This window comes from Shewanella submarina, from assembly GCF_042646185.1.
Classification (GTDB): domain Bacteria; phylum Pseudomonadota; class Gammaproteobacteria; order Enterobacterales; family Shewanellaceae; genus Shewanella; species Shewanella corallii.
The window spans coordinates 366,696-385,156 of sequence record NZ_JBHRTD010000015.1 but is presented as its reverse complement, the minus strand read 5'-3'; the positions used below and the strand labels follow the sequence as shown (position 1 = coordinate 385,156).

At 50.8% G+C, this 18,461-nt stretch carries 20 protein-coding genes and 1 rRNA gene; 10 read left to right on the top strand and 11 right to left on the bottom strand.

All coding sequences use genetic code 11. The annotated features are described in order from the left end of the window. The first annotated feature begins 142 nt into the window (after positions 1 to 142). The 3 genes from rrf to ACFOE0_RS13600 all read left to right on the top strand — a co-directional run bounded on the left by rrf (position 143) and on the right by ACFOE0_RS13600 (position 1,601). A 5S ribosomal RNA gene (gene rrf, locus ACFOE0_RS13610) occupies positions 143 to 258 on the top strand. Between the two features lie 631 nt (positions 259 to 889). Then, positions 890 to 1,144, top strand: coding sequence for a YkgJ family cysteine cluster protein (locus ACFOE0_RS13605; protein ID WP_248936714.1), 255 nt, complete (start codon positions 890 to 892; stop codon positions 1,142 to 1,144). 1 nt (position 1,145) lies between these two features. Beyond that, positions 1,146 to 1,601 (top strand): Rrf2 family transcriptional regulator, encoded by a 456-nt coding sequence (locus tag ACFOE0_RS13600; protein ID WP_248936715.1) that lies wholly within the window; start codon positions 1,146 to 1,148, stop codon positions 1,599 to 1,601. Here ACFOE0_RS13600 and ACFOE0_RS13595 read toward each other — a convergent pair. Genes ACFOE0_RS13595 through gpmM form a run of 4 tightly spaced genes read right to left on the bottom strand, consistent with a single transcriptional unit; the run spans position 1,579 to position 6,271 of the window. Next, a complete protein-coding gene (locus ACFOE0_RS13595) occupies positions 1,579 to 2,331 on the bottom strand; it encodes a divergent polysaccharide deacetylase family protein (RefSeq protein ID WP_380712158.1) in 753 nt (250 codons plus the stop codon). The two genes, ACFOE0_RS13600 and ACFOE0_RS13595, sit on opposite strands and share 23 nt — an antisense overlap. A 12-nt stretch (positions 2,332 to 2,343) precedes the next feature. After that, the gene (locus tag ACFOE0_RS13590) at positions 2,344 to 3,546 is read right to left on the bottom strand and encodes a S41 family peptidase (RefSeq protein ID WP_248936717.1); all 1,203 of its coding nucleotides are present in this window, start codon (positions 3,544 to 3,546) and stop codon (positions 2,344 to 2,346) included. Positions 3,547 to 3,582: 36 nt separating this feature from the next. Next, positions 3,583 to 4,716, bottom strand: a complete 1,134-nt coding sequence (locus tag ACFOE0_RS13585; RefSeq protein ID WP_380712156.1) for a murein hydrolase activator EnvC family protein — start codon at positions 4,714 to 4,716, stop codon at positions 3,583 to 3,585. Between the two features lie 10 nt (positions 4,717 to 4,726). Continuing rightward, positions 4,727 to 6,271: a 2,3-bisphosphoglycerate-independent phosphoglycerate mutase gene (gpmM, locus tag ACFOE0_RS13580; protein ID WP_248936719.1), complete on the bottom strand. Its 1,545-nt coding sequence runs from the start codon at positions 6,269 to 6,271 to the stop codon at positions 4,727 to 4,729. Positions 6,272 to 6,556: 285 nt separating this feature from the next. Between gpmM and ACFOE0_RS13575 the strand changes: the two genes are divergently transcribed. The 4 genes from ACFOE0_RS13575 to ACFOE0_RS13560 all read left to right on the top strand — a co-directional run bounded on the left by ACFOE0_RS13575 (position 6,557) and on the right by ACFOE0_RS13560 (position 9,937). Beyond that, positions 6,557 to 6,991 (top strand): rhodanese-like domain-containing protein, encoded by a 435-nt coding sequence (locus ACFOE0_RS13575; protein WP_115136663.1) that lies wholly within the window; start codon positions 6,557 to 6,559, stop codon positions 6,989 to 6,991. A gap of 177 nt (positions 6,992 to 7,168) precedes the next feature. Then, positions 7,169 to 7,654 carry a protein-export chaperone SecB gene (gene secB / locus ACFOE0_RS13570; RefSeq protein WP_115136662.1) on the top strand — a complete coding sequence of 162 codons (486 nt, stop codon included), beginning with the start codon at positions 7,169 to 7,171 and terminating at the stop codon, positions 7,652 to 7,654. A 6-nt stretch (positions 7,655 to 7,660) separates the two neighbouring features. After that, positions 7,661 to 8,677, top strand: a complete 1,017-nt coding sequence (gpsA, locus tag ACFOE0_RS13565; protein ID WP_248936720.1) for an NAD(P)H-dependent glycerol-3-phosphate dehydrogenase — start codon at positions 7,661 to 7,663, stop codon at positions 8,675 to 8,677. Positions 8,678 to 8,752: 75 nt separating this feature from the next. Beyond that, positions 8,753 to 9,937, top strand: coding sequence for a BaiN/RdsA family NAD(P)/FAD-dependent oxidoreductase (locus tag ACFOE0_RS13560; protein ID WP_248936721.1), 1,185 nt, complete (start codon positions 8,753 to 8,755; stop codon positions 9,935 to 9,937). 76 nt (positions 9,938 to 10,013) lie between these two features. Here the strand turns inward: ACFOE0_RS13560 and ACFOE0_RS13555 are convergent, their stop codons facing one another. After that, the gene (locus ACFOE0_RS13555; RefSeq protein ID WP_248936722.1) at positions 10,014 to 10,166 is read right to left on the bottom strand and encodes a hypothetical protein; all 153 of its coding nucleotides are present in this window, start codon (positions 10,164 to 10,166) and stop codon (positions 10,014 to 10,016) included. Positions 10,167 to 10,442: 276 nt separating this feature from the next. Here ACFOE0_RS13555 and ACFOE0_RS13550 point away from each other — a divergent pair, with 276 nt between their 5' ends. Further along, a complete protein-coding gene (locus ACFOE0_RS13550) occupies positions 10,443 to 12,227 on the top strand; it encodes an alpha-1,3-galactosidase-related protein (protein ID WP_380712152.1) in 1,785 nt (594 codons plus the stop codon). Positions 12,228 to 12,303: 76 nt separating this feature from the next. Here the strand turns inward: ACFOE0_RS13550 and ACFOE0_RS13545 are convergent, their stop codons facing one another. Continuing rightward, positions 12,304 to 13,620, bottom strand: a complete 1,317-nt coding sequence (locus ACFOE0_RS13545; protein WP_248936724.1) for an anaerobic C4-dicarboxylate transporter — start codon at positions 13,618 to 13,620, stop codon at positions 12,304 to 12,306. Between the two features lie 336 nt (positions 13,621 to 13,956). On the opposite strand from ACFOE0_RS13545, the gene mog reads away from it, so the two are divergent. After that, positions 13,957 to 14,490, top strand: coding sequence for a molybdopterin adenylyltransferase (gene mog / locus ACFOE0_RS13540; protein ID WP_248936725.1), 534 nt, complete (start codon positions 13,957 to 13,959; stop codon positions 14,488 to 14,490). A 133-nt stretch (positions 14,491 to 14,623) separates the two neighbouring features. On the opposite strand, the gene ACFOE0_RS13535 is transcribed toward mog, so the two are convergent. After that, positions 14,624 to 14,911, bottom strand: coding sequence for a DUF1330 domain-containing protein (locus tag ACFOE0_RS13535; protein ID WP_248936726.1), 288 nt, complete (start codon positions 14,909 to 14,911; stop codon positions 14,624 to 14,626). Then, positions 14,908 to 15,093: a hypothetical protein gene (locus ACFOE0_RS13530; protein WP_248936727.1), complete on the bottom strand. Its 186-nt coding sequence runs from the start codon at positions 15,091 to 15,093 to the stop codon at positions 14,908 to 14,910. The genes ACFOE0_RS13535 and ACFOE0_RS13530 overlap by 4 nt, the downstream gene beginning before the upstream one ends. A gap of 101 nt (positions 15,094 to 15,194) precedes the next feature. Here ACFOE0_RS13530 and ACFOE0_RS13525 point away from each other — a divergent pair, with 101 nt between their 5' ends. Next, complete coding sequence (locus tag ACFOE0_RS13525; RefSeq protein WP_248936728.1) at positions 15,195 to 16,199, top strand: GlxA family transcriptional regulator; 1,005 nt, start codon at positions 15,195 to 15,197, stop codon at positions 16,197 to 16,199. 72 nt (positions 16,200 to 16,271) lie between these two features. Here the strand turns inward: ACFOE0_RS13525 and ACFOE0_RS13520 are convergent, their stop codons facing one another. The 3 genes from ACFOE0_RS13520 to ACFOE0_RS13510 form a co-directional block, all read right to left on the bottom strand. Further along, positions 16,272 to 16,523: a phage shock protein B gene (locus ACFOE0_RS13520; protein ID WP_248936729.1), complete on the bottom strand. Its 252-nt coding sequence runs from the start codon at positions 16,521 to 16,523 to the stop codon at positions 16,272 to 16,274. A 64-nt stretch (positions 16,524 to 16,587) separates the two neighbouring features. Next, positions 16,588 to 17,727 carry an ABC transporter permease gene (locus ACFOE0_RS13515; protein WP_248937023.1) on the bottom strand — a complete coding sequence of 380 codons (1,140 nt, stop codon included), beginning with the start codon at positions 17,725 to 17,727 and terminating at the stop codon, positions 16,588 to 16,590. After that, entirely contained in the window at positions 17,727 to 18,461 is a 735-nt protein-coding gene (locus ACFOE0_RS13510) for an ABC transporter ATP-binding protein (protein WP_115136652.1), read from the bottom strand. The genes ACFOE0_RS13515 and ACFOE0_RS13510 overlap by 1 nt, the downstream gene beginning before the upstream one ends.

Sequence of the window (18,461 nt, the reverse complement as noted above, 5' to 3'; positions counted from 1 at the left end):
TCGAGAGGCTTAACCATACAACCCAAAAGGGTTTCGTAACACTGGTTAAAACCTTGAATAGAATACAAGACTTGATTGAAGTCGAACTCTGAAGCTTTCCAAATTACTTCTTACTGCCAAGGCGGTAAGAAAAAAGAATTTGCTTGGTGACAATAGCGCTGTGGTCCCACCTGATCCCATTCCGAACTCAGAAGTGAAACGCAGCTGCGCCGATGGTAGTGTGGGGCTTCCCCATGTGAGAGTAGGTCATTGCCAAGCGCCCAATAAACGAAAGAGCCCGTTGCTGATGCAACGGGCTTTTTTGTTTATGCGCTTTTCACAATGACCCTCTCACATGGGGAGAGTAGAAAGTGCTTCACGTAGTGAAGCTTCCATTCATGTGATAGTAGGGCGAATGTCGCGATAGCGATGTGCTTATGAGCGCGAAGCTTTAGCGTAGCTGGCCATTGCCAAGCACCTCCCCCGACGTCAAGTCGAGAAATGTTCCAGACAATCTCGACATTCACGCCATCCATGGCGCTTCCCGCGCTGAGCGGTCGGTAACGCTCATACTTCGCTCCGCGTTAATCAAGTCCTGAAAGCTTCGCTTCCAAAGCGGACTTACTTAACCCCCATATGAGAGAAAGGCATAGATAGCTGGTTATTGCCAAGTGCCTAATTATTCTCGAAAGAGAAGCGAAAGACCCCGTTACTGATGCAATGGACTCCTTTGTTTTAGACCACTTGATCTTTCACTGTCTTGTTATCGTAACTATCAAATAGATCTATTTATTCCTCTATCTCCGACAATTGTTTGGATTTCCCGAGCGGCGTTGCTGTAACGTATGGGGGTTTAGCTGTATAATCTTGCGCCTGTTTTTATCGGGTATCAGACTGAAAAGAGGTTGTCATGCAGTGTAGATTGGGGTGTGGTGCTTGTTGTATCGCGCCATCTATCAGTAGCCCAATTCCGGGAATGCCTAAGGGCAAGCCCGCTGGCGAACGCTGTATTCAACTTTCTGCAGAGAATCTTTGCATGATTTTTGGCCGTAGTGACAGGCCTTTGGTTTGCAGTGAATTTGACGCGACACCTGATGTTTGTGGTAAAACGAATCAGGAAGCCTTGTGGCTAATCACTTCCCTGGAACAAGCAACCGGACAGTAAAATGCAATTAACCCGATATACAGATTATGGCCTTAGAACCTTGATGTATGTGGCTATGTACCCTGAGAGATCTCAGTTGTTCCGCATTGCTGAAATTACAGAAGTGTTTGACCTGTCTGCCAACCACGTATCCAAGGTTGTACACCACCTGGGCAAGCTGGGCTATCTGGAAACGATACGCGGTAAGAGTGGTGGTTTCAGGTTGGGAATGCCAGCCGATCAGATCAATGTTGGTAAGGTAGTGCGCCAACTGGAGAATACACTGGCACCGATTGACTGTAACAAGCCTTACTGTGTATTGACTCCAGGCTGTCAGCTTAAGGGTGTTTTGAATGAGGCGGTTAAAGCCTATATGGCTGTGCTGGACAATTACACCCTGCAGGATGTCATCACTAACGCAGAAGAGCTGAGAACACTCATTCCTGGTGTGACTGCTACAGTGGTATCTCTGGACTGATCCCCTGTTTTTTGGCGAGCTCATAAGGCAGGAGTGATGAAGCCGGCACCAGGCTGATACCCTCCTGCTCCAACCTTGAAAGGTTCGCCCTCAAATAAGCAATAGTGTCAGGGTGAGGGTGGGCAATCGCTACCAAATGTCCCAGCTGATGGGCTTTTGCAATCATACGATTAAATTGCTTTTCCAGTGCGGCTTCCCGGGTATCGTTATCCAGGAACAACTGTCGTGTCAGAAGTGGTACACCGATAACATCTGCTTGTTTCCCTGCTCTGGTGTATTTGGTGGTTACACTGTCTACAAAATAAAGCTGGTTCTGTTTTAACGCTTCCATTACCCAGTTCATTGGCTGCTCTATCTGGGTCAACAGGCTCCCCATATGATTGTTGGCACCTTTTACATAGGGAATGCTGGCCAGCGCAGATGAGATCTCCTGTTTGATTTCCACTTCATCCATCTGATTGGTTAAACCACCGGGCCCCAGCTTTTTACCATTGAGCGCCTGCATGGGCAGATGCAGCATAATCTCGTGGCCTTTCGCATGGGCTTGTTTCGCCAGCTCGGCACCTATGGGGGTGTGGGGAAGAACGGAGAGGGTTACTCCGGCGGGGAGGGAAAGCACCGCCTTATCGGTAGGCCTGTAGCCTATATCATCAATTATCAGGGCGACTTGAGCCCCAAAAGCAGATGCCATCCCTGACATCAGCAGAATCAGTATTAATATGTAGCGCACGGAACCCGGATATTAGTCTTGTTGTGTTATCCAGCTGATTGCCAACTGCAAATCGGAATCTACAGCATGCCCAGCATCAGCCTCTTGTGTTCTGATTATATGCACATTGTTTTGCTCAGCGACACCCTCAGCGGGAAATAATATGTCCGGCTGTATTCCTTTGGCGTGAATATCCTGCCCTTTTGGAGTGGTATAACGGGCTATGGTGAGTTTGACTGCATTGCCTGAGTAGAGAGTTGGGATCAGGCTTTGGACTGTGCCTTTTCCGAAACTCTGCTCACCCATAATGGTCGCTCGCTTGTTGTCCTGCAGAGCTCCGGCAAGAACTTCTGCAGCAGATGCTGAGCCTTTATTGATCAGCACCAATACGGGGAGTTCGGCAAGATAGTGCTCTGGTGCGGCAAAGTAGTCAGAGTTGGCATCGAAGAAACGGCCCTCTGTTGACACTATTCTGCCGCCATCGAGGAAGAGGTCGGCAATTTGAATCGCCTGTTCCAGCAAGCCTCCGGGGTTATTGCGAAGGTCCAGCACTATTCCCTTCAACGGAGTTGTCTGCCACTGTTGCACTACGGCTTTCATCTCAGCGGCTGAGGTATCCTGGAAGCTGGACAGTCGTATATAGCCAATCTGCTCATCCAGTATTTCACTGCTTACCGACTGCACCCGGATGACTTCCGGAGTGAGTGTCACCTGATAAGCTGAGCCACTTCCCTGATGCTTAAGTTCCATATCTATGGTTCGTCTCTTTAGACTGGCATCCCGGATCTCCTCCAGCATGCCATTAAGGTCCCCGGTATTTCTTGGCTTGCTGTTGAGGCTGACTATAGTATCGCCCGCCTTGATCCCTGCGCGTTCTGCAGGGGAGCTGGGAAAGGGAGTGACGATGCGGATGCTGTCATCTTCGGTGGCGATTTCGAAGCCGAAGCCGAAATATTCCCCCCGATTGGATTCCCGCAGAGTGACCAGATCCTGATGCTCGAGAAAGGTTGAGTAAGGATCGAGTTTGCTGAAAATGCCCTCTATGGCAGCGTCGATCAGCTCTTCTCTGTCTATCTGATCAACATAGTAAGTTTCAACCGTTTCAATAACATCCATCAGCAATGGGAAGTTATAGTGGTTGCTCGGGGTGGCGTGTTCCTTGCCAGCCAGGGTGATGGATAACCCCAGCATGAGTCCAAATACGATACAGCTGATATAGCGAAGTATTGGTAACATGCAGGCCCCCATTTGAGTGAAGGAGACCTGCTGTCATCAGCGACAATATCTTGCCGGATTGATCGCTTGTCCCTTGTGCCTTATCTCAAAGTATAGGCCAGGCTCGGACTGTCCACCTGAACGCCCTACAAGCGCGATGGTGTCTCCCGTGTTGACTTGCTCTCCTACTGACTTGAGCAGAGCCTGGGCGTGACCGTAAAGGCTCATGTAACCTTTGCCGTGGTCAACTACCATCACCATACCAAAACCACGTAACCAGTCAGCATAGATAATCTTACCCGGAGCCACAGGTTTAATTTCGCGACCTTCCGGGGCAGAGAGGATGACGCCCTTCCAGGTGATTCCCCCTGAGCGTTGGCTGCCGTAGCTGTGACGTACCTTGCCCTTGGTGGGCCAGCTGAGTTTACCCCGGCTTTTGGCCAGTCCGTTAAGGGATGCGCTTTGTTTAACGGCGCGTTTGGCTTCCTCCAGCACGCGTTTCAGGCTGGCTTCTTCAATCTGTAACTGTTCCAGATGCGCGCCTTTATCCTGCAATACACGCTGCAGCTGGGCCAGTGTTTGCTCTCTCTGATCCTGCTCTTTTGCCAGCTCATCTGCCTGCTTTTGCTGATCCAGCATCAGCGCATTGAGCCTGGTCTTGCGTTCCTGCTCCCTTTCTTCGAGCGAGGTCAGTTCTTCCATGGTGATCTTGAGGTTGGTGATCGCCTGGATTCTTGCGTCATTAAGATACTGGTAATAGGCCAGCATACGTTCGATGGTGGCTGGGTTTTGCTGATTAAGCAGCATCTTGGTGTAGTCGTGGTTTCCCGCAAGGTAGGCACTGGCGAGCTGTTTGGACAGGGTGTCCTGCTGAGTATCTCTCAGCTTATTTAATTGGATTTGACGACTGGCGATATCTGCAAGTTCTTTGTCTATATCCTTCAGTGCCTTGCGGGTCTCATTGGCTTTTTGGGCGACCCGGGCGACAGCTTTTTCATCCTGTTTAAGCAAAGACAGTAATTGCTCTCTTTGTTTACTGGTACTTTGCAATGAGCTTTGTTGCTTGCTGATTTGTGATTGCAGACGCTTAAGCTCCGCCTGACGATCCTGCAGATCGGCGGCGTGCAGTCCAGATGAGAACATGAGAAAGCCTGCCATCAGGCAGGCTTTGGCTAACGTATGTTTTTGCACAGGTAACAGGTTACTCTTCAACTGTGATTAATGGGCGACCTGTCATTTCTGCCGGAACCTGCTGTCCCATCAGCGTCAACATAGTTGGCGCGATATCACTGAGACGCCCACCGCTTTGAATGCTGGCGTTACGGCCGACATAAATAAAGGGAACCAGTTCGCTGGTATGAGCGGTGTGAGGCTGGCCGGTAGAGGTGTCTACCATCTGCTCTGCGTTACCATGGTCTGCGGTAATCAAACACTCCCCGCCCACTTTCTGCAGTGCGTCAACCACTCTGCCAATGCTGCTGTCTACCGCTTCACAGGCTTTGACTGCGGCATCAAAGTTGCCCGTATGCCCCACCATGTCGCCGTTGGGGTAGTTACAGATAATCACATCATACTTAGCCGATTCAATGGCTTCCACCAATTTGTCTGTCAGCTCTCCTGAACTCATCTCCGGCTGCAGGTCATAGGTGGCCACTTTGGGGGAGTTGATCAGGGTACGCTCTTCGCCCTCGAAGGTCTGTTCCTTACCGCCGTTGAAGAAGAAGGTGACGTGGGCGTACTTTTCTGTTTCTGAAATACGCAGCTGAGTTTTACCGCTGTTTTGCAGTACTTCACCCAGAGTGTTCACCAGCTGTGATGGCGGGAAAGCCACCGGCGCATCGATATCAGCGGCATACTCGGTCAACATGACGAATCTGGCCGCCGGGTGAACCTTGCGTTCGAAACCATCGAAGTCGCTGTTGATAAAGGCGCGGGTAATCTGGCGGGCACGGTCGGCGCGGAAGTTCATAAAGATCAGCGCATCATTGTCCTGCAGTTGCGCAGCCTTATTGTCACCATCAAGAATGGCTGATGCCGCCACGAACTCATCGTTTTCGTCTCTGGCGTAGGCAGCTTCAAGGGCGTCGACGGCGTTGGTATAGCTGTACTTGCCGATGCCCTGAGTGATCAGGTCATAGGCTTGCTCTACGCGATCCCAGCGGTTGTCTCTGTCCATGGCGTAGTAGCGGCCAACAACAGAGGCGATTCGACCCTGGCCCAGTTCAGCAAACAGCTGATTAAAGTGCTCCAGGCTGCCTTTGGCGCTGCGGGGAGGCGTGTCGCGGCCATCGAGGAAGGCGTGCAGGTACACTTTGGAAGCACCGCGTTTTACCGCCAGCCGGCACATGGCTTCGATATGTTCCTCATGGCTGTGAACACCACCGGGAGACAGCAAGCCCATGATATGTACGGCGCCACCGGCGTTAACAGCGTCATCGACAGCTTTGGTCAGCGCCGGGTTGTCATCGAACTCACCATCCTGAATCGATTTGCCGATACGGGTCAGCTCCTGATAAACAATGCGACCTGAGCCAATATTGATATGACCGACTTCAGAGTTGCCCATCTGGCCATCAGGCAGACCCACATCCAGGCCCGAGCCGGAGATCAGTGAGTGCGGATACTCCTGATACAGTTTGTCCAATACCGGAGTGTTGGCATGATACACGGCGTTCTGATGAGTATCTTCGCGATAACCCCATCCATCCAGTATCAAAAGCGCCAGCGGACGTTTTGCTGTTGTCATTGAACTTCCTTACATAAGCTAAAGCGTGAAATTGAATCTGAAATTGCTCAAATACTACTATGGTTTGGCAGGTGGGAAAACGTCAGTCCCTGCGATTGCTGTTATCGCAACGGCCTGATAGCTGATTTGCTGGCACCTGTGGGGGCAACCGGGTTTGTTGAGCATTATTCATAGCTAGAACAAAGCATTCGGCTGCAAAACCCTTAGTTTGCTGCATTCTGCCATATCAGTAGGTATACTCTGTGCCTTCGGAATGTCTCTCGCCCTTATTACAGGCACTGAATCATGCAAGAATACATCGAGTTTTTTAAAGCCAACCCAATGCTGAGTCTGGCGTGGGTAGGTTTATTGGTGGCAGTTATTGTTACTACGGTTAAGGCCGCGGTCTCCGGCATCAAAAACATTGGTAATCAGGAGTTGTCCATTCTGGTCAACCGCGAAAACGCCAAGGTAGTTGATGTGCGCTCTAAAGAAGAGTTCAAGAAGGGCCATATCGTTGACGCGATCAACGTGCCAATGGCGGATATTAAAAACAACCAGCTGTCAGCGGTTGAAAAGTTTAAATCCACCCCCATTATCTTGGTATGCAACACTGGCATGACCTCGTCACAGGCTGCTCAGCTTTTGGCCAAGCAAGGTTTTGAGAACCTGCTGAATCTGAAAGGCGGTATGGGTGACTGGCAGGCAGCTAATTTGCCTGTTAAGAAAAGCAAGCGATAAGGTTGGCAGGCGGCTCGCAGTAGCCGTCCAGCATAAATAACAGTCGATTAATATCATTGGTGTGTTTTTTTGACTGATATACCGTTATAACCGGGAAGGAATTGGGAGAATGACCTCCCTGAGCCCAATACGGCTTTAATCGCGAAGCCGCAACAAAGATAGGATAGGTAGGAAACTATGGCTGAAGCAGTAAATAACGAACAACAAGCCCCACAATTCAACATTCAGCGCATCTTCACCAAAGATGTGTCTTTTGAAACTCCAAACAGCCCAGGCGTTTTCCAGAAAGAGTGGAACCCAGAGGTGAAGCTGGATCTGGACACCCGCAGCAACAAGCTGGCTGATGATGTATATGAAGTTATCCTGTCTCTGACTGTAACCGCTCAAAACGGCGAAGAAACTGCTTTCCTGTGTGAAGTACAGCAAGCCGGTATCTTCTCTATCTCTGGCCTGAGCGAGCCTCAGCTGGCCCACTCTCTGGGTGCTTACTGCCCGAACGTACTGTTCCCATATGCCCGCGAACTGGTTGGCAGCCTGGTGAACCGTGGTACTTTCCCACAGCTGAACCTGGCTCCTGTTAACTTCGATGCCCTGTTTGCCCAGTATGTGCAGCAGCGTCAGGCCGAAGCTCAGGTAGCTCAATCTGAAGAAGCCAACGCGTAATTTTCTATGAACAACACTGCCGATATTACGGTACTGGGGGCGGGCTCATACGGCACCGCCCTGGCTATCTCTTTGGCCAGCAATGGTCACAAGACAGTGCTGTGGGGCCACGAGCCCGCACATATTGCCAATCTCAAGCGTGATGGCGAGAACCAGGAGTTCCTGCCGGGTATCAAGTTGCCTGAGCAGCTTATCCCTGAAGCCGATCTGACCACCGCACTGGCTGCCAGTCGCAATGTGCTTGTGGTGGTTCCCAGCCATGTATTTGGACTGGTATTGAGCCAGGCCAAACCACTGCTGCGTGAAGACGCCCGTATCGTCTGGGCCACCAAAGGTCTGGAGCCGGAAACCGGCCGTCTGCTGCAGGATGTCGCCCGCGATGAGCTGGGTGAAGGCTATCCACTGGCAGTGTTGTCCGGTCCTACCTTTGCCAAAGAACTGGCCGCCGGTTTGCCGACCGCCATTTCTGTCGCCGGTACTGACCAGCAATTTACCGATGATCTGGTTGAATTGCTGCACAGCCCAAAACGTTTGCGCGTATATGCCAACGATGACTTTATTGGTCTGCAGTTGGGTGGTGCAGTGAAGAACGTTATCGCTATTGGCGCCGGTATGTCAGATGGTATTGGCTTTGGTGCCAACGCCAGAACGGCATTGATTACCCGTGGCCTGGTTGAACTCTCCCGTTTGGGTGAGGCTCTGGGCGCCAAAGGCAGTACCTTTATGGGTATGGCAGGCTTGGGTGATCTGGTATTGACCTGTACTGATAACCAGTCCCGTAACCGTCGTTTCGGATTGGCACTGGGTAAGGGGTGTGATGTGGATACTGCACAGGCTGAAATAGGCCAGGTGGTTGAAGGTTATCGCAACACCAAAGAGGTTTATACCCTGGCTGAGCGCCTGGGTGTTGAGATGCCGATTACTGAGCAGATCTACCAGGTACTGTATGAGGACAAATCTCCGTTTGAAGCTGCAGCTCAGCTGTTGGCGCGTGAGAAAAAATCCGAAACGTCAGGCAGTTAATACGGCTGAAAATTTCACGAAAAAGGGTGCTAAAATAGCACCCTTTTTTATTTCCAGAAGTAGGCGAAAGGCGCAATGCAGAAGTTTGATGTCATCATTATCGGAGCCGGTGCGGCAGGGATGATGTGTGCCCTGACGGCAGGATATCGGGGCCGTAGTGTGTTGTTGCTGGACAATGCCAAACAGCTGGGGCGCAAGATACTGATCAGTGGCGGTGGCCGCTGTAACTTCACCAACCAGAATATTGAAACCAGTGCTTACCTTTGCCGCAACAGCCATTTCGTCAAGTCGGCGTTGGCCCGTTACACCCAATGGGACTTTATTGGCATGGTGGAGCGCCATGGCATTGAGTTTCATGAAAAGACCCTGGGTCAGCTGTTCTGCAACGAATCCGCCAAGGATATCGTCAACATGCTTACCACTGAATGCGACTGGGCGGGAGTAACTACTCAGCTGCGTACCGAAATCCTGAATATCGACAGGTTGGAGAAAGGCTTTGCGCTGGAAACCTCTGAGGGCGGCTATCAGTGTGACTCTCTGGTGATTGCTACTGGCGGACTGTCTATGCCGAAACTGGGGGCGACCCCATTTGGTTATAAGGTGGCAGAGCAGTTTGGCCTTAAGTTACTGCCAACCACTGCAGGTTTGGTGCCTTTTACCCTGCAGCCGGAAGATAAAGAAAAGTATGAAGAGCTGTCGGGTATTGCCCTGCCCGTAACTGCCACCGCTGAATGCGGCAAGCAGTTTAAAGAGGCTATGCTGTTTACCCACAGAGGCCTGAGTGGTCCTGCTGTATTGCAGATCTCCTCCTACTGGAAGCCGGGTGAGAAGATCAGCTTTAACCTGCTGCCTGAACTGGATTTTGTTGAGTGGTGCAAAACAATCACTCATGAATCACCAAAACTGTCTTTCAAAAATGCATTGAGTCGACTAATGCCCAAGCGTTTAGTGGAACGTTTGATGGAGCTGGGCGACCTGCCGGACAAGAATCTGAACCAGTTGGGGAAGGGCGAAATTCAGCAGCTTTCGGATTATCTGCATAATTGGCAAATCGCTCCCAATGGGACCGAAGGCTACCGCACTGCCGAGGTCACTCTGGGTGGGGTGGACACCGACGAGCTGTCCTCCAAAACCATGGAAGCTAAAAAGGTGCCCGGACTTTACTTTATCGGTGAAGTGATGGACGTCAGCGGCTGGTTGGGAGGCTATAACTTCCAATGGGCCTGGAGCTCAGGTTATGCCGCCGGTGAGGTGGTGTAATATCACTGTCATCGCACTATGACAAAGGCGCCCCGTGGCGCCTTTGTTTTTATTTGTGCAGACCAGTGGGGATGCCCTAAAACAGCTTTTGAAGTAAATCCTTGATTACCCATCCGGCGAAGCCAATCGCTCCCGCAGACAACACCAGTGCCAATACAAAGAAAAATGCATCCAGCCAGAACCATTTAAGGTCATCCCCAAACTTTCCATAGAAGTACTCTTTAACCAATTCTTTTTACCTTTTATGTGGTTAGTTTTATCGCGGAAGTGTCTGGCATCAGAGTGGCAAACGCCAGCAAAAGTGATGAGATTGACAACTGTTTTTCAAAAATGTCGCCTTTGTCGAAACCTTATGAGGTCTCGGGCTCAACATAGAACCAGCAGGGCCAATTCACAATTGGGTGGTCTTCTAACACTCAAATATTCTTAGATTCTCCGGGTTGGGTTACATTTGTATTATAAATGTGATTATATTTAGTTAAAGGGACGCTGAGAGATATAACTGATGAGATGTTTGCTCGTGTGTTGGCTGCTTTTGAGCTGTATTTTCCAGGCAAAAGCACTTGAAACTATAGTGTTGGAGCCTGTTGCTGATGATATGACGCCGGTGTTGCGCAAGGCGCTGGCGGTGGTGACAGATCCCCATGTACGCATAGTGCTTAAGCCGGGGCGTTATCAGTTTCTGCCGGACTATGCTGAGTCTTCGTACCGGGTCATTACCAATCACGGCAATGGCATAAAGAAAGGGATTTTTACGCTGCAGGACTTTGATTCTGTTGAGATAGAGGGCAATGGTGCTGAATTAATATTCCATGGCCAGGTCGCTCCTTTCCAGTTCTACCGGAACAACAAGGTGACAGTGCGAAATTTATCTATCGACTGGGATATTCCCTTCACTTTTACTGCTGAAGTGGTGAGTGTTGACTCTCGTCAGGGATGGGTTGATTTAAAGCCTTTGCCGGGAAACAGTTACAAGCTTGTCGGGGGAGAGTTGACGTTTCCCAATGTGGATGGGTTTAACTATCAATATCTTGGCTCAACTCTTTACTTCGACCCAGATAAGAAACGGGTTGGCCATGGTGCATGGGATTTCAAAAGTAAGCCTTCCCGGGTTGAAAAGCGTGGTAAGGGTATTTTTCGTCTTCATGAAAAGTTGAAGCACTATCCTGAGGTGGGCATGTGGTGGAACTCAAAAGGAGACCGTCACAACGACAGGTATGCACCGGCTTTTCAGGTACGTAACTCCAGTAATATTCTGATAGATGGCGTAAAAGTGCACCATGCTCTGGGAATGGGGTTTCTGTTTGAGCGTTCCAAAGATATCCAAATCCTCAACAGCGCCGTGGTACTGAAAGATGAGTTGCATGGGACCCGGGTGGTTTCCTCTACTGCTGATGCCACCCATTTTGCCAATTGTGGCGGTAATATTCTGATTGAAAACAGTCGCTTCGAGAACATGTTGGACGATGGCGTTAATGTCCATGGCACCTATGTGACTGTAAATAAGTTGCTTGATAAACATACCCTTATCGCCGAGTTAATGCATTTTGAGCAGCAGGGCTTCGAATTTGCCGCTGCAGGGGATGAGGTCTGGTTTATCCATCAGCCGGATGTAGCACGGCAAACAACGAATCGTGTGATTGCCGTAAATCCCATCAATGAACAATTTGTTGAGCTTAGATTTGAGCAACCGTTGGCTGCGAAGCTTAAAGTGGGAGATCTGCTGGAAAACAAAACCTGGAACCCTGCCTTTACCCTGCGTAACAGTGAAATTGGCGACCACAGAGCCAGAAGTATCGTACTGAAAACGCCTGAGCCAATCCTGGTTGAAGGCAATCGCTTTTACTCCATGATGTCCTGCATTTTCCTGCGGGGTGAGAGCTTCTACTGGTATGAATCCGGTGCGGTTGAGGATGTGACTATCCGGAATAACAGGTTTGAGCACTGTGCATACTCGGGTAAAGAGCATGCTGTGGTGTATATCACCCCGAGGCTGGGCAGAGGCTTCGACGCTACTCAGGCTTTTGACGGCAACATCCGGTTTATCGATAACGATATTCTGACCTTTGATAACAGAGTTGTTTGGGCCGACAGGGTTGATGGCATGACAGTCACGGGCAACCGGATAGTGAAGGTGTCAGATACAAACAGACCTCCGCTTCACCCGAATGCTCCAGTATTTGAATTCACCAACAGCCACAGGCTGACGATCAAGGATAATGACTATCAGGGACAGGTCGAGACTCTGTTGCAGCTGGATGAGACCAGTCAGGCAAGCCTTCGGCATTGAAGGATAGGAATTGATGAAGAGTAAGGCCCACTGTGCAGTGGGCCTTTTGATTATCTACAAGCCGCGGATGACGGGATCAGTTAATCGCCATAGAGATGAAGTAACCTGTGGTTGTCGCCACAATCACCCCGATAAAGCCGGGCATCAGGAAGCTGTGATTTAAAATGTACTTACCGATACGTGTGGTACCGGTACGGTCAAAGCTGATAGCAGCCAGATCGCTTGGGTAGAAGGGGAAGAAGAAGTAAGCGTAACAGGCTGGCAGCACACCGATCAGCACTGCAGGTGGAATACCCAGCGAGAAACCCAGTGGCAGCATAATGGTCAACACAGCCGCCTGACTCTTGAGGAAGGCCGACACCACAAACATCGCGATAGCAAAGGTCCAGGGATAGAGGTTAACCATGTCGCTTATCTGGCTCACCAGATAGGATTTATGATGACCGATAATGGTGTCGCTGAGCCAGGCAATACCGAAGATGATCACCACGGCTGTCATCCCCGCGCTGAACACGTTACTGCTGACAATCTTCTTGGGGTCGATATTTGTCACCAGCAGGATAATGCCACCCACCGCCAGCATCAGAAACTGAATGGCTTTGGACATGCCGACTTTTTCCGGCAGCAGCACATCACCGAACATGGCCACCACAATCACCATCAGAATACCCAGCAGGAATACCGTCAGGCCGCGGCTGGCGATAGGATCTTTACCATCTTTATTGGTGTGCTCAATATCCGCATCCACCAAAGAAGCCTTGAACTCCGGGTCCTGCAGTCTGGCCTGGAATTCCGGGTCTTTATCCAGATCTTTACCCCGCTTGAGACTCCAGGCACAGGCAACCAGCACGCCGGTCAATGTGGCTGGAATGGTCACCAGCAGTACGCTGATCAGACTCAATTCAAGACCGTTTTCCATCGAAGTGGCAATCACCACGGCGGCAGCTGCTGCAATCGGGCTGGCGGTGATACCCATCTGCGATGCCACAGTGGCAATCGCCATAGGGCGCTCCGGGCGAATGCCTTTCTTGTAGGCAACGTCATAGATAACAGGTAGCAGCGGATAAACCGAGTGACCGGTACCCACTAACACGGTGAGGAAGTAGGTACAGAGTGGGCCCAGGAACACAATATGGTCCGGGTGTTTGCGCAGCAGCTTCTCGGCAAATTTCACCAGTAGCTTGAGGCCACCTGTGGCTTCCAGCGTGGCGGATGCCGCTACTACAGCCAGAATAATCAGCATAACCGTGACCGGCGGTGACCCAGGGGCGATGTCGAATACAAACGCCATAATGGATACGCCCAGGCCACCGAACAGACCGAAGGCCACCCCTCCATAGCGGATACCGATAAAGATTACCGCCAATAACAACAGCATATGGACATAGAACATGGCTGATTCTCCCTGTTTCAGCTCAATATTGAAGACGGCTCTTCACCGCCTGCCATTAGCTGGTTATATCCAACCGGAGATCATGGAAACCTGCAGGTGATCACAGCTTGAGTTATCCAGCGATTGCTAAAAAATCGAAACGTGACAGTAGGTTAGCTTGTTGTCTGTTTTGTGAGCCAACGCAGGGTGCGATATCAGCTAAAGCGTATTGAATCCGCTGGCATCTTGGTATTTGCCACAGCAGAGTAAAAAGCCTCAGTGGCGCTCTATCGGCAAAGATCGACATTGGGTATGATTCCTCACATTCAACGAAAAACCAGTCAAAGGACAGCAATCATGGCTAAAGCCAAAATCGGTATTGTGACCGTCAGCGACCGCGCCAGCGCCGGTGTTTATGAGGATATTTCGGGTAAAGCTATTATCGATACCCTGAATGATTACCTGACGTCAGAGTGGGAACCTGTTTATGAGGTGATCCCGGATGAGCAGGATGTGATTGAAGCGACGCTGATCAAGATGGCCGATGAGCAAGAGTGCTGCCTGATTGTGACTACCGGTGGTACCGGTCCAGCCAAGCGTGATGTGACGCCTGAAGCGACCGAAGCTGTATGTGACCGTATGATGCCGGGCTTTGGTGAACTGATGCGCGCCGAGTCGCTGAAGTTTGTACCTACCGCGATTCTGTCCCGCCAGACCGCAGGTCTTCGTGACGATACCCTTATCGTTAACCTGCCTGGTAAGCCCAAGTCTATTCGTGAATGCCTGGATGCCGTATTCCCGGCCATTCCTTATTGCATCGACCTGATGGAAGGCCCGTTTTTGGAATGCAACGAAGAAGTGATTAAGCCGTTCCGACCTAAGGCTAAATAATCTCAGATGCCAGAAATGCCAAACCTCAGTCATTAAGCTGTCTGGTTCTGTGCAGCGACTTAGCTCAGGCATTTTACCTTTGCAGCCGAGACATAATCCAAAAGGGTTCCCTCAACGAGGGAACCCTTTTGTTTTAGCCTGACACCAGTTGTATTCGATATTCCCCGTGTTTCCGGCGTAAGGCTTTCCATGGCTCATAAGCGGCGCTTGAATAAAAGGCTTTGGCAGATTCAGGTGTTGGAAATTCAGCTATCAATAGCTGTTGCCACGGCTCATCTTCTCCTTCGACCAATTCAAGCTTTGTTGCCTTCAGAATGTATTGACCTCCGTATTCATGCATCAGGCCGGGGACATTGTTGAAGTAGTCCTTAGTCCAGCCAAGACTCCATACTCTCGCTTGAATCATCAGTAACGTCTTCATTCACAACAGTGCTTGTTGTAGAAACGCCAGGCCGATACCCCAGTGCCCAGCATCAATACCGGAATCGCCACCATATGGGCGAACACATTAGGCTCAATGTTCATATGCAGCCACAGTAACAGGCTCCAACTGATTGTCAGATAGCCCAACGATATTAACCCTCTTTGATATTTGCTCAGCATGTTTCACCTCCTGATGCCTGATGGAAACAGTATAGAAACTGGACAAACAGGCTGTGAGTGTCATTATTGACAATATTGTGGTGAAAAGTGACAGGTGAAAGATGAAGACAGTGATGATTCTTGCTGCCGGTAATGTGGTTGCCAGCGGTATCAGTAGCTTTCTTGACGTTTTCAGTTTCTGCAATGTGTACTGGAAACGTATTCATCCCGAGGCCGAAAACGATCTGTTTCATGTGCATGTGGTCAGTCCGGACGGTGAGCCAGTGCTGACCAATCAGGGATTTCAAATCCCGGCCACAGGTATAAAAGAGACGGATCTCAATCAGGCTGATGCGGTATTGCTGGCTTCTGCCTTTGTGACTGATGAAGCCGAATTGATGGCGTTCCAGCACGCTTTCGCACCTTTTGTGGTGCCCCTGACGGATTACGCCAAAACCGGTAAGCCGATAGCGGCCTACTGTTCCGGAACCCTGGTGTTGGCGTCTACCGGCTTGATGAATGGGATTAAGACCACCACAGTCTGGTGGCTGACAGAGCTGTTTAAGCTGCGCTTTCCCCATGCTCATTTGTGTATGGATTCGCTGGTGGTCAGTGATGGCCAGTTTCATACTGCCGGCGCGACCAGTTCCTGCCTGAGTCTGGCGCTGCATATGGTGGAGCAATTGGCCGGGGTGCAGGTCGCACATCAGCTGTCCAAGGTACTGCTGGTGGCGCCCAACCGCAGCTCGCAGCAACCTTTTATGACCATGTCATTCCAATTGGAGCAGCATCAGGACAGTCAGGTGCAGGCGGTGCAGGAGTGGATGCAGCAAAACCTGACCAGCCAGATAAATCTGGATGAGCTGGCCGGGCAGTTTGCCATGGGCAAGCGTACCCTGATCCGACGTTTTAAGAGTGCTCTGAATGAAACGCCGGGCAGCTATTGGCAAAAGCTGAGAATTGATGAAGCCAAGCGCCTGTTGGAGACCACAGATATGGCTTTGGAGCAGATTATCGACCGGGTTGGCTATGGCGACTCTGCTTCATTTCGGAAGCTGTTCCAGCAACAAACCTCATTATCCCCCAGGGCATACCGAGCCAAGTTTAATAGTCACACCTGTTGCTGACAGCGACCCGACTGACAACAAAAAGCGCAGCCAATGCTGCGCTTTTGATTCTTCTGGCTTTAACAATTACTGTTATCTAAGGCTTTTTATCTCCTGATCCAGCTGATAAGCCGAGTCAGTGACGATTTTCTCCAGCGTGGCAATTCGCTCCTTAAGTTGAGCATTCTCTGTCGCCAATTGCTCTACCTGTGACTTATCTGCCTTGCCAATACCGGATGTGATTTGCGTGGCGCGGCTCTTCATCCAGATTTTGAACATCTCGGACGCGGACACACAGATTACAAATACAGTGATAACCGCCATAAGTGCATAATCGTTTTCCATCATAACCTCCGAAACTCTCTTTAAATTGGTGGCCACTGCATCTCTGGCGCAGCGGCCAGAGGGATTACAGACCGAAGACCACCTTCTCGCTCTTCAGCATTCTTTCCAGTCCCAGTGCCATTACCAAGGCAATAAACAGTGTGGTGGCAGACGATACCAGCAGCTGCAGCATGGGGATTTCCCTGCCTTTCACCAGTGCCATCATGGCCTGTTGTTGACCAGATACCGGCAACCATTGCAGTGTGTCCGGAGCGATCTCATAGGTGGCCATCATGGAGATCCCCAGAGGCACAATCAGCACTATGGTGAGATAGGACTGAGCCTCTTTGAAGGTCTTGGCCATAAAGGACACGAAAATCTGCAGGCTGGCCGCCATCAGGGCGACAGGGATACCCACCAATAGCATGGCAAGCATAAACTCTGGCGAGATATTGATGCTGAAACCCAGCTCCTGCCAGGGCACCAGGGTATAAGCGAACTTGGAAACCAGCAGGATTAACGCCAGGCCCAGCAGCGCAAATACGCTGACCGCGATAATCTTGGAAATCACCAGTTCCCGGGTCGATACAGGGTGACTCAGCAGCAGTGCCAGTGAATTGCGTTCCCGCTCACCGGCGCTGGTGTCGATAGCCAGGTTCATGCCGGAAATAAACACGGCATAAATCATGGTGAAGATAGCCAGCCCCAGAATCACACCACCCCTGGAGGTCGCAGTGGACTGGTCTTCCACCTTGAGCTTGATCGGCTGAACCACTCTTGGGTCAATACCCCGGGCAATCAATCGCAAACTGCCCACTTCCATGCTGTAGGACTGCAGGTTCTGCTCCAGCCTGCGAATCGACTTTTGCAGTTTCTCATTGGACTTGTCCGCTTGCAGAATCACTACCGCCTGCTGACCTTTGGCCATCTGTGCAGGATAGTCTTCCGAAATCGTCAGGGTGATCTCCTTGGTGTCGGGATCGTCGGCTTCGCCGTGCAGTACACCTTCGTTACCCAGGTAACGCACCAGATCCGGCGCATAATCCTGATTCTTGATGGTGATCTTAATATCTTCCGGGCTGGTCAATTGGCCAATCAGCACCATAAATAGACCACACATCACCAGAGGTGTACCAATGGCATAGTAGAGACCGGCCATTACCGAACGCTTATCGCGGGCGGCATCTTTCAGCTCTTTGCGAGCCAGAGTGATTATCTTGTTGATCATGCTGCAATCCCCTCATCTGTACCGATAAGTTGAATAAAGGCTTCTTCCAGTGAATCGTGGCCGGTTTGAGCGCACAGCTCTGCCGGGCTGCCGGTGGCAACTACCTTGCCATTGGCCATCACTATCACCTGATCGCACAGGGCAGCGACTTCCTGCATCACATGACTGGAGAACAGCACACAGTGGCCCTGATCTCTCAGGTCTTTGAGCATGCCTCTGAGCACCCGGGTACTCATGACATCCAGGCCCCGGGTCGGTTCATCAAGAATGATGTTACGGGGGCGATGCACAATGGCCTGCGCCAGTGCTGTCTTCATACGTTGGCCCTGGGAGAAGCCTTTACAGCGACGGTCGGCAATATCATCCAGTCTCAGATCGTGAATCACTTTCTCTGCTGCGGCTTTGGCTTCTTTGCGGTTCAAGCCGTTGAGCTCGGCAAAAAAGCTGATGTACTCCCGTGGGGTCAAACGCTCATACAGGCCAAATGGGTCCGGGAACAGGCCCAGTTGTTGTTTGGCTTCCTGCGGTGAAACCGCCACATTGATGCCTTCAACTTCGGCGCTGCCGGAATCGGGCTTCAGCAGACCAAATACAGTACGCAGACAAGTAGTCTTACCTGCGCCATTGGGGCCAAGCAGGCCGGTGATCTGGCCATCTTCAGCGGTGAAACTCAGGCCATCCAACGCCTGAACATCACCGATGCGCTTATAAAGGTCGTTTACGCTAATCAT

What these genes read in the sequence shown, in the direction of transcription:
- ACFOE0_RS13590 (WP_248936717.1), bottom strand. Translation starts at nt 3,546, where the DNA reads ATGTTACCAATACTTCGCTATATCAGCTGTATCGTATTTGGACTCATG.
- ACFOE0_RS13545 (WP_248936724.1), bottom strand. Translation starts at nt 13,620, where the DNA reads ATGTTCTATGTCCATATGCTGTTGTTATTGGCGGTAATCTTTATCGGT.
- ACFOE0_RS13510 (WP_115136652.1), bottom strand. Translation starts at nt 18,461, where the DNA reads ATGATTAGCGTAAACGACCTTTATAAGCGCATCGGTGATGTTCAGGCG.
- ACFOE0_RS13530 (WP_248936727.1), bottom strand. Translation starts at nt 15,093, where the DNA reads ATGCTGAGCAAATATCAAAGAGGGTTAATATCGTTGGGCTATCTGACA.
- gpsA (WP_248936720.1), top strand. Translation starts at nt 7,661, where the DNA reads ATGAACAACACTGCCGATATTACGGTACTGGGGGCGGGCTCATACGGC.
- ACFOE0_RS13535 (WP_248936726.1), bottom strand. Translation starts at nt 14,911, where the DNA reads ATGAAGACGTTACTGATGATTCAAGCGAGAGTATGGAGTCTTGGCTGG.
- ACFOE0_RS13525 (WP_248936728.1), top strand. Translation starts at nt 15,195, where the DNA reads ATGAAGACAGTGATGATTCTTGCTGCCGGTAATGTGGTTGCCAGCGGT.
- gpmM (WP_248936719.1), bottom strand. Translation starts at nt 6,271, where the DNA reads ATGACAACAGCAAAACGTCCGCTGGCGCTTTTGATACTGGATGGATGG.
- mog (WP_248936725.1), top strand. Translation starts at nt 13,957, where the DNA reads ATGGCTAAAGCCAAAATCGGTATTGTGACCGTCAGCGACCGCGCCAGC.
- secB (WP_115136662.1), top strand. Translation starts at nt 7,169, where the DNA reads ATGGCTGAAGCAGTAAATAACGAACAACAAGCCCCACAATTCAACATT.
- ACFOE0_RS13550 (WP_380712152.1), top strand. Translation starts at nt 10,443, where the DNA reads ATGAGATGTTTGCTCGTGTGTTGGCTGCTTTTGAGCTGTATTTTCCAG.
- ACFOE0_RS13560 (WP_248936721.1), top strand. Translation starts at nt 8,753, where the DNA reads ATGCAGAAGTTTGATGTCATCATTATCGGAGCCGGTGCGGCAGGGATG.
- ACFOE0_RS13575 (WP_115136663.1), top strand. Translation starts at nt 6,557, where the DNA reads ATGCAAGAATACATCGAGTTTTTTAAAGCCAACCCAATGCTGAGTCTG.
- ACFOE0_RS13605 (WP_248936714.1), top strand. Translation starts at nt 890, where the DNA reads ATGCAGTGTAGATTGGGGTGTGGTGCTTGTTGTATCGCGCCATCTATC.
- ACFOE0_RS13600 (WP_248936715.1), top strand. Translation starts at nt 1,146, where the DNA reads ATGCAATTAACCCGATATACAGATTATGGCCTTAGAACCTTGATGTAT.
- ACFOE0_RS13520 (WP_248936729.1), bottom strand. Translation starts at nt 16,523, where the DNA reads ATGGAAAACGATTATGCACTTATGGCGGTTATCACTGTATTTGTAATC.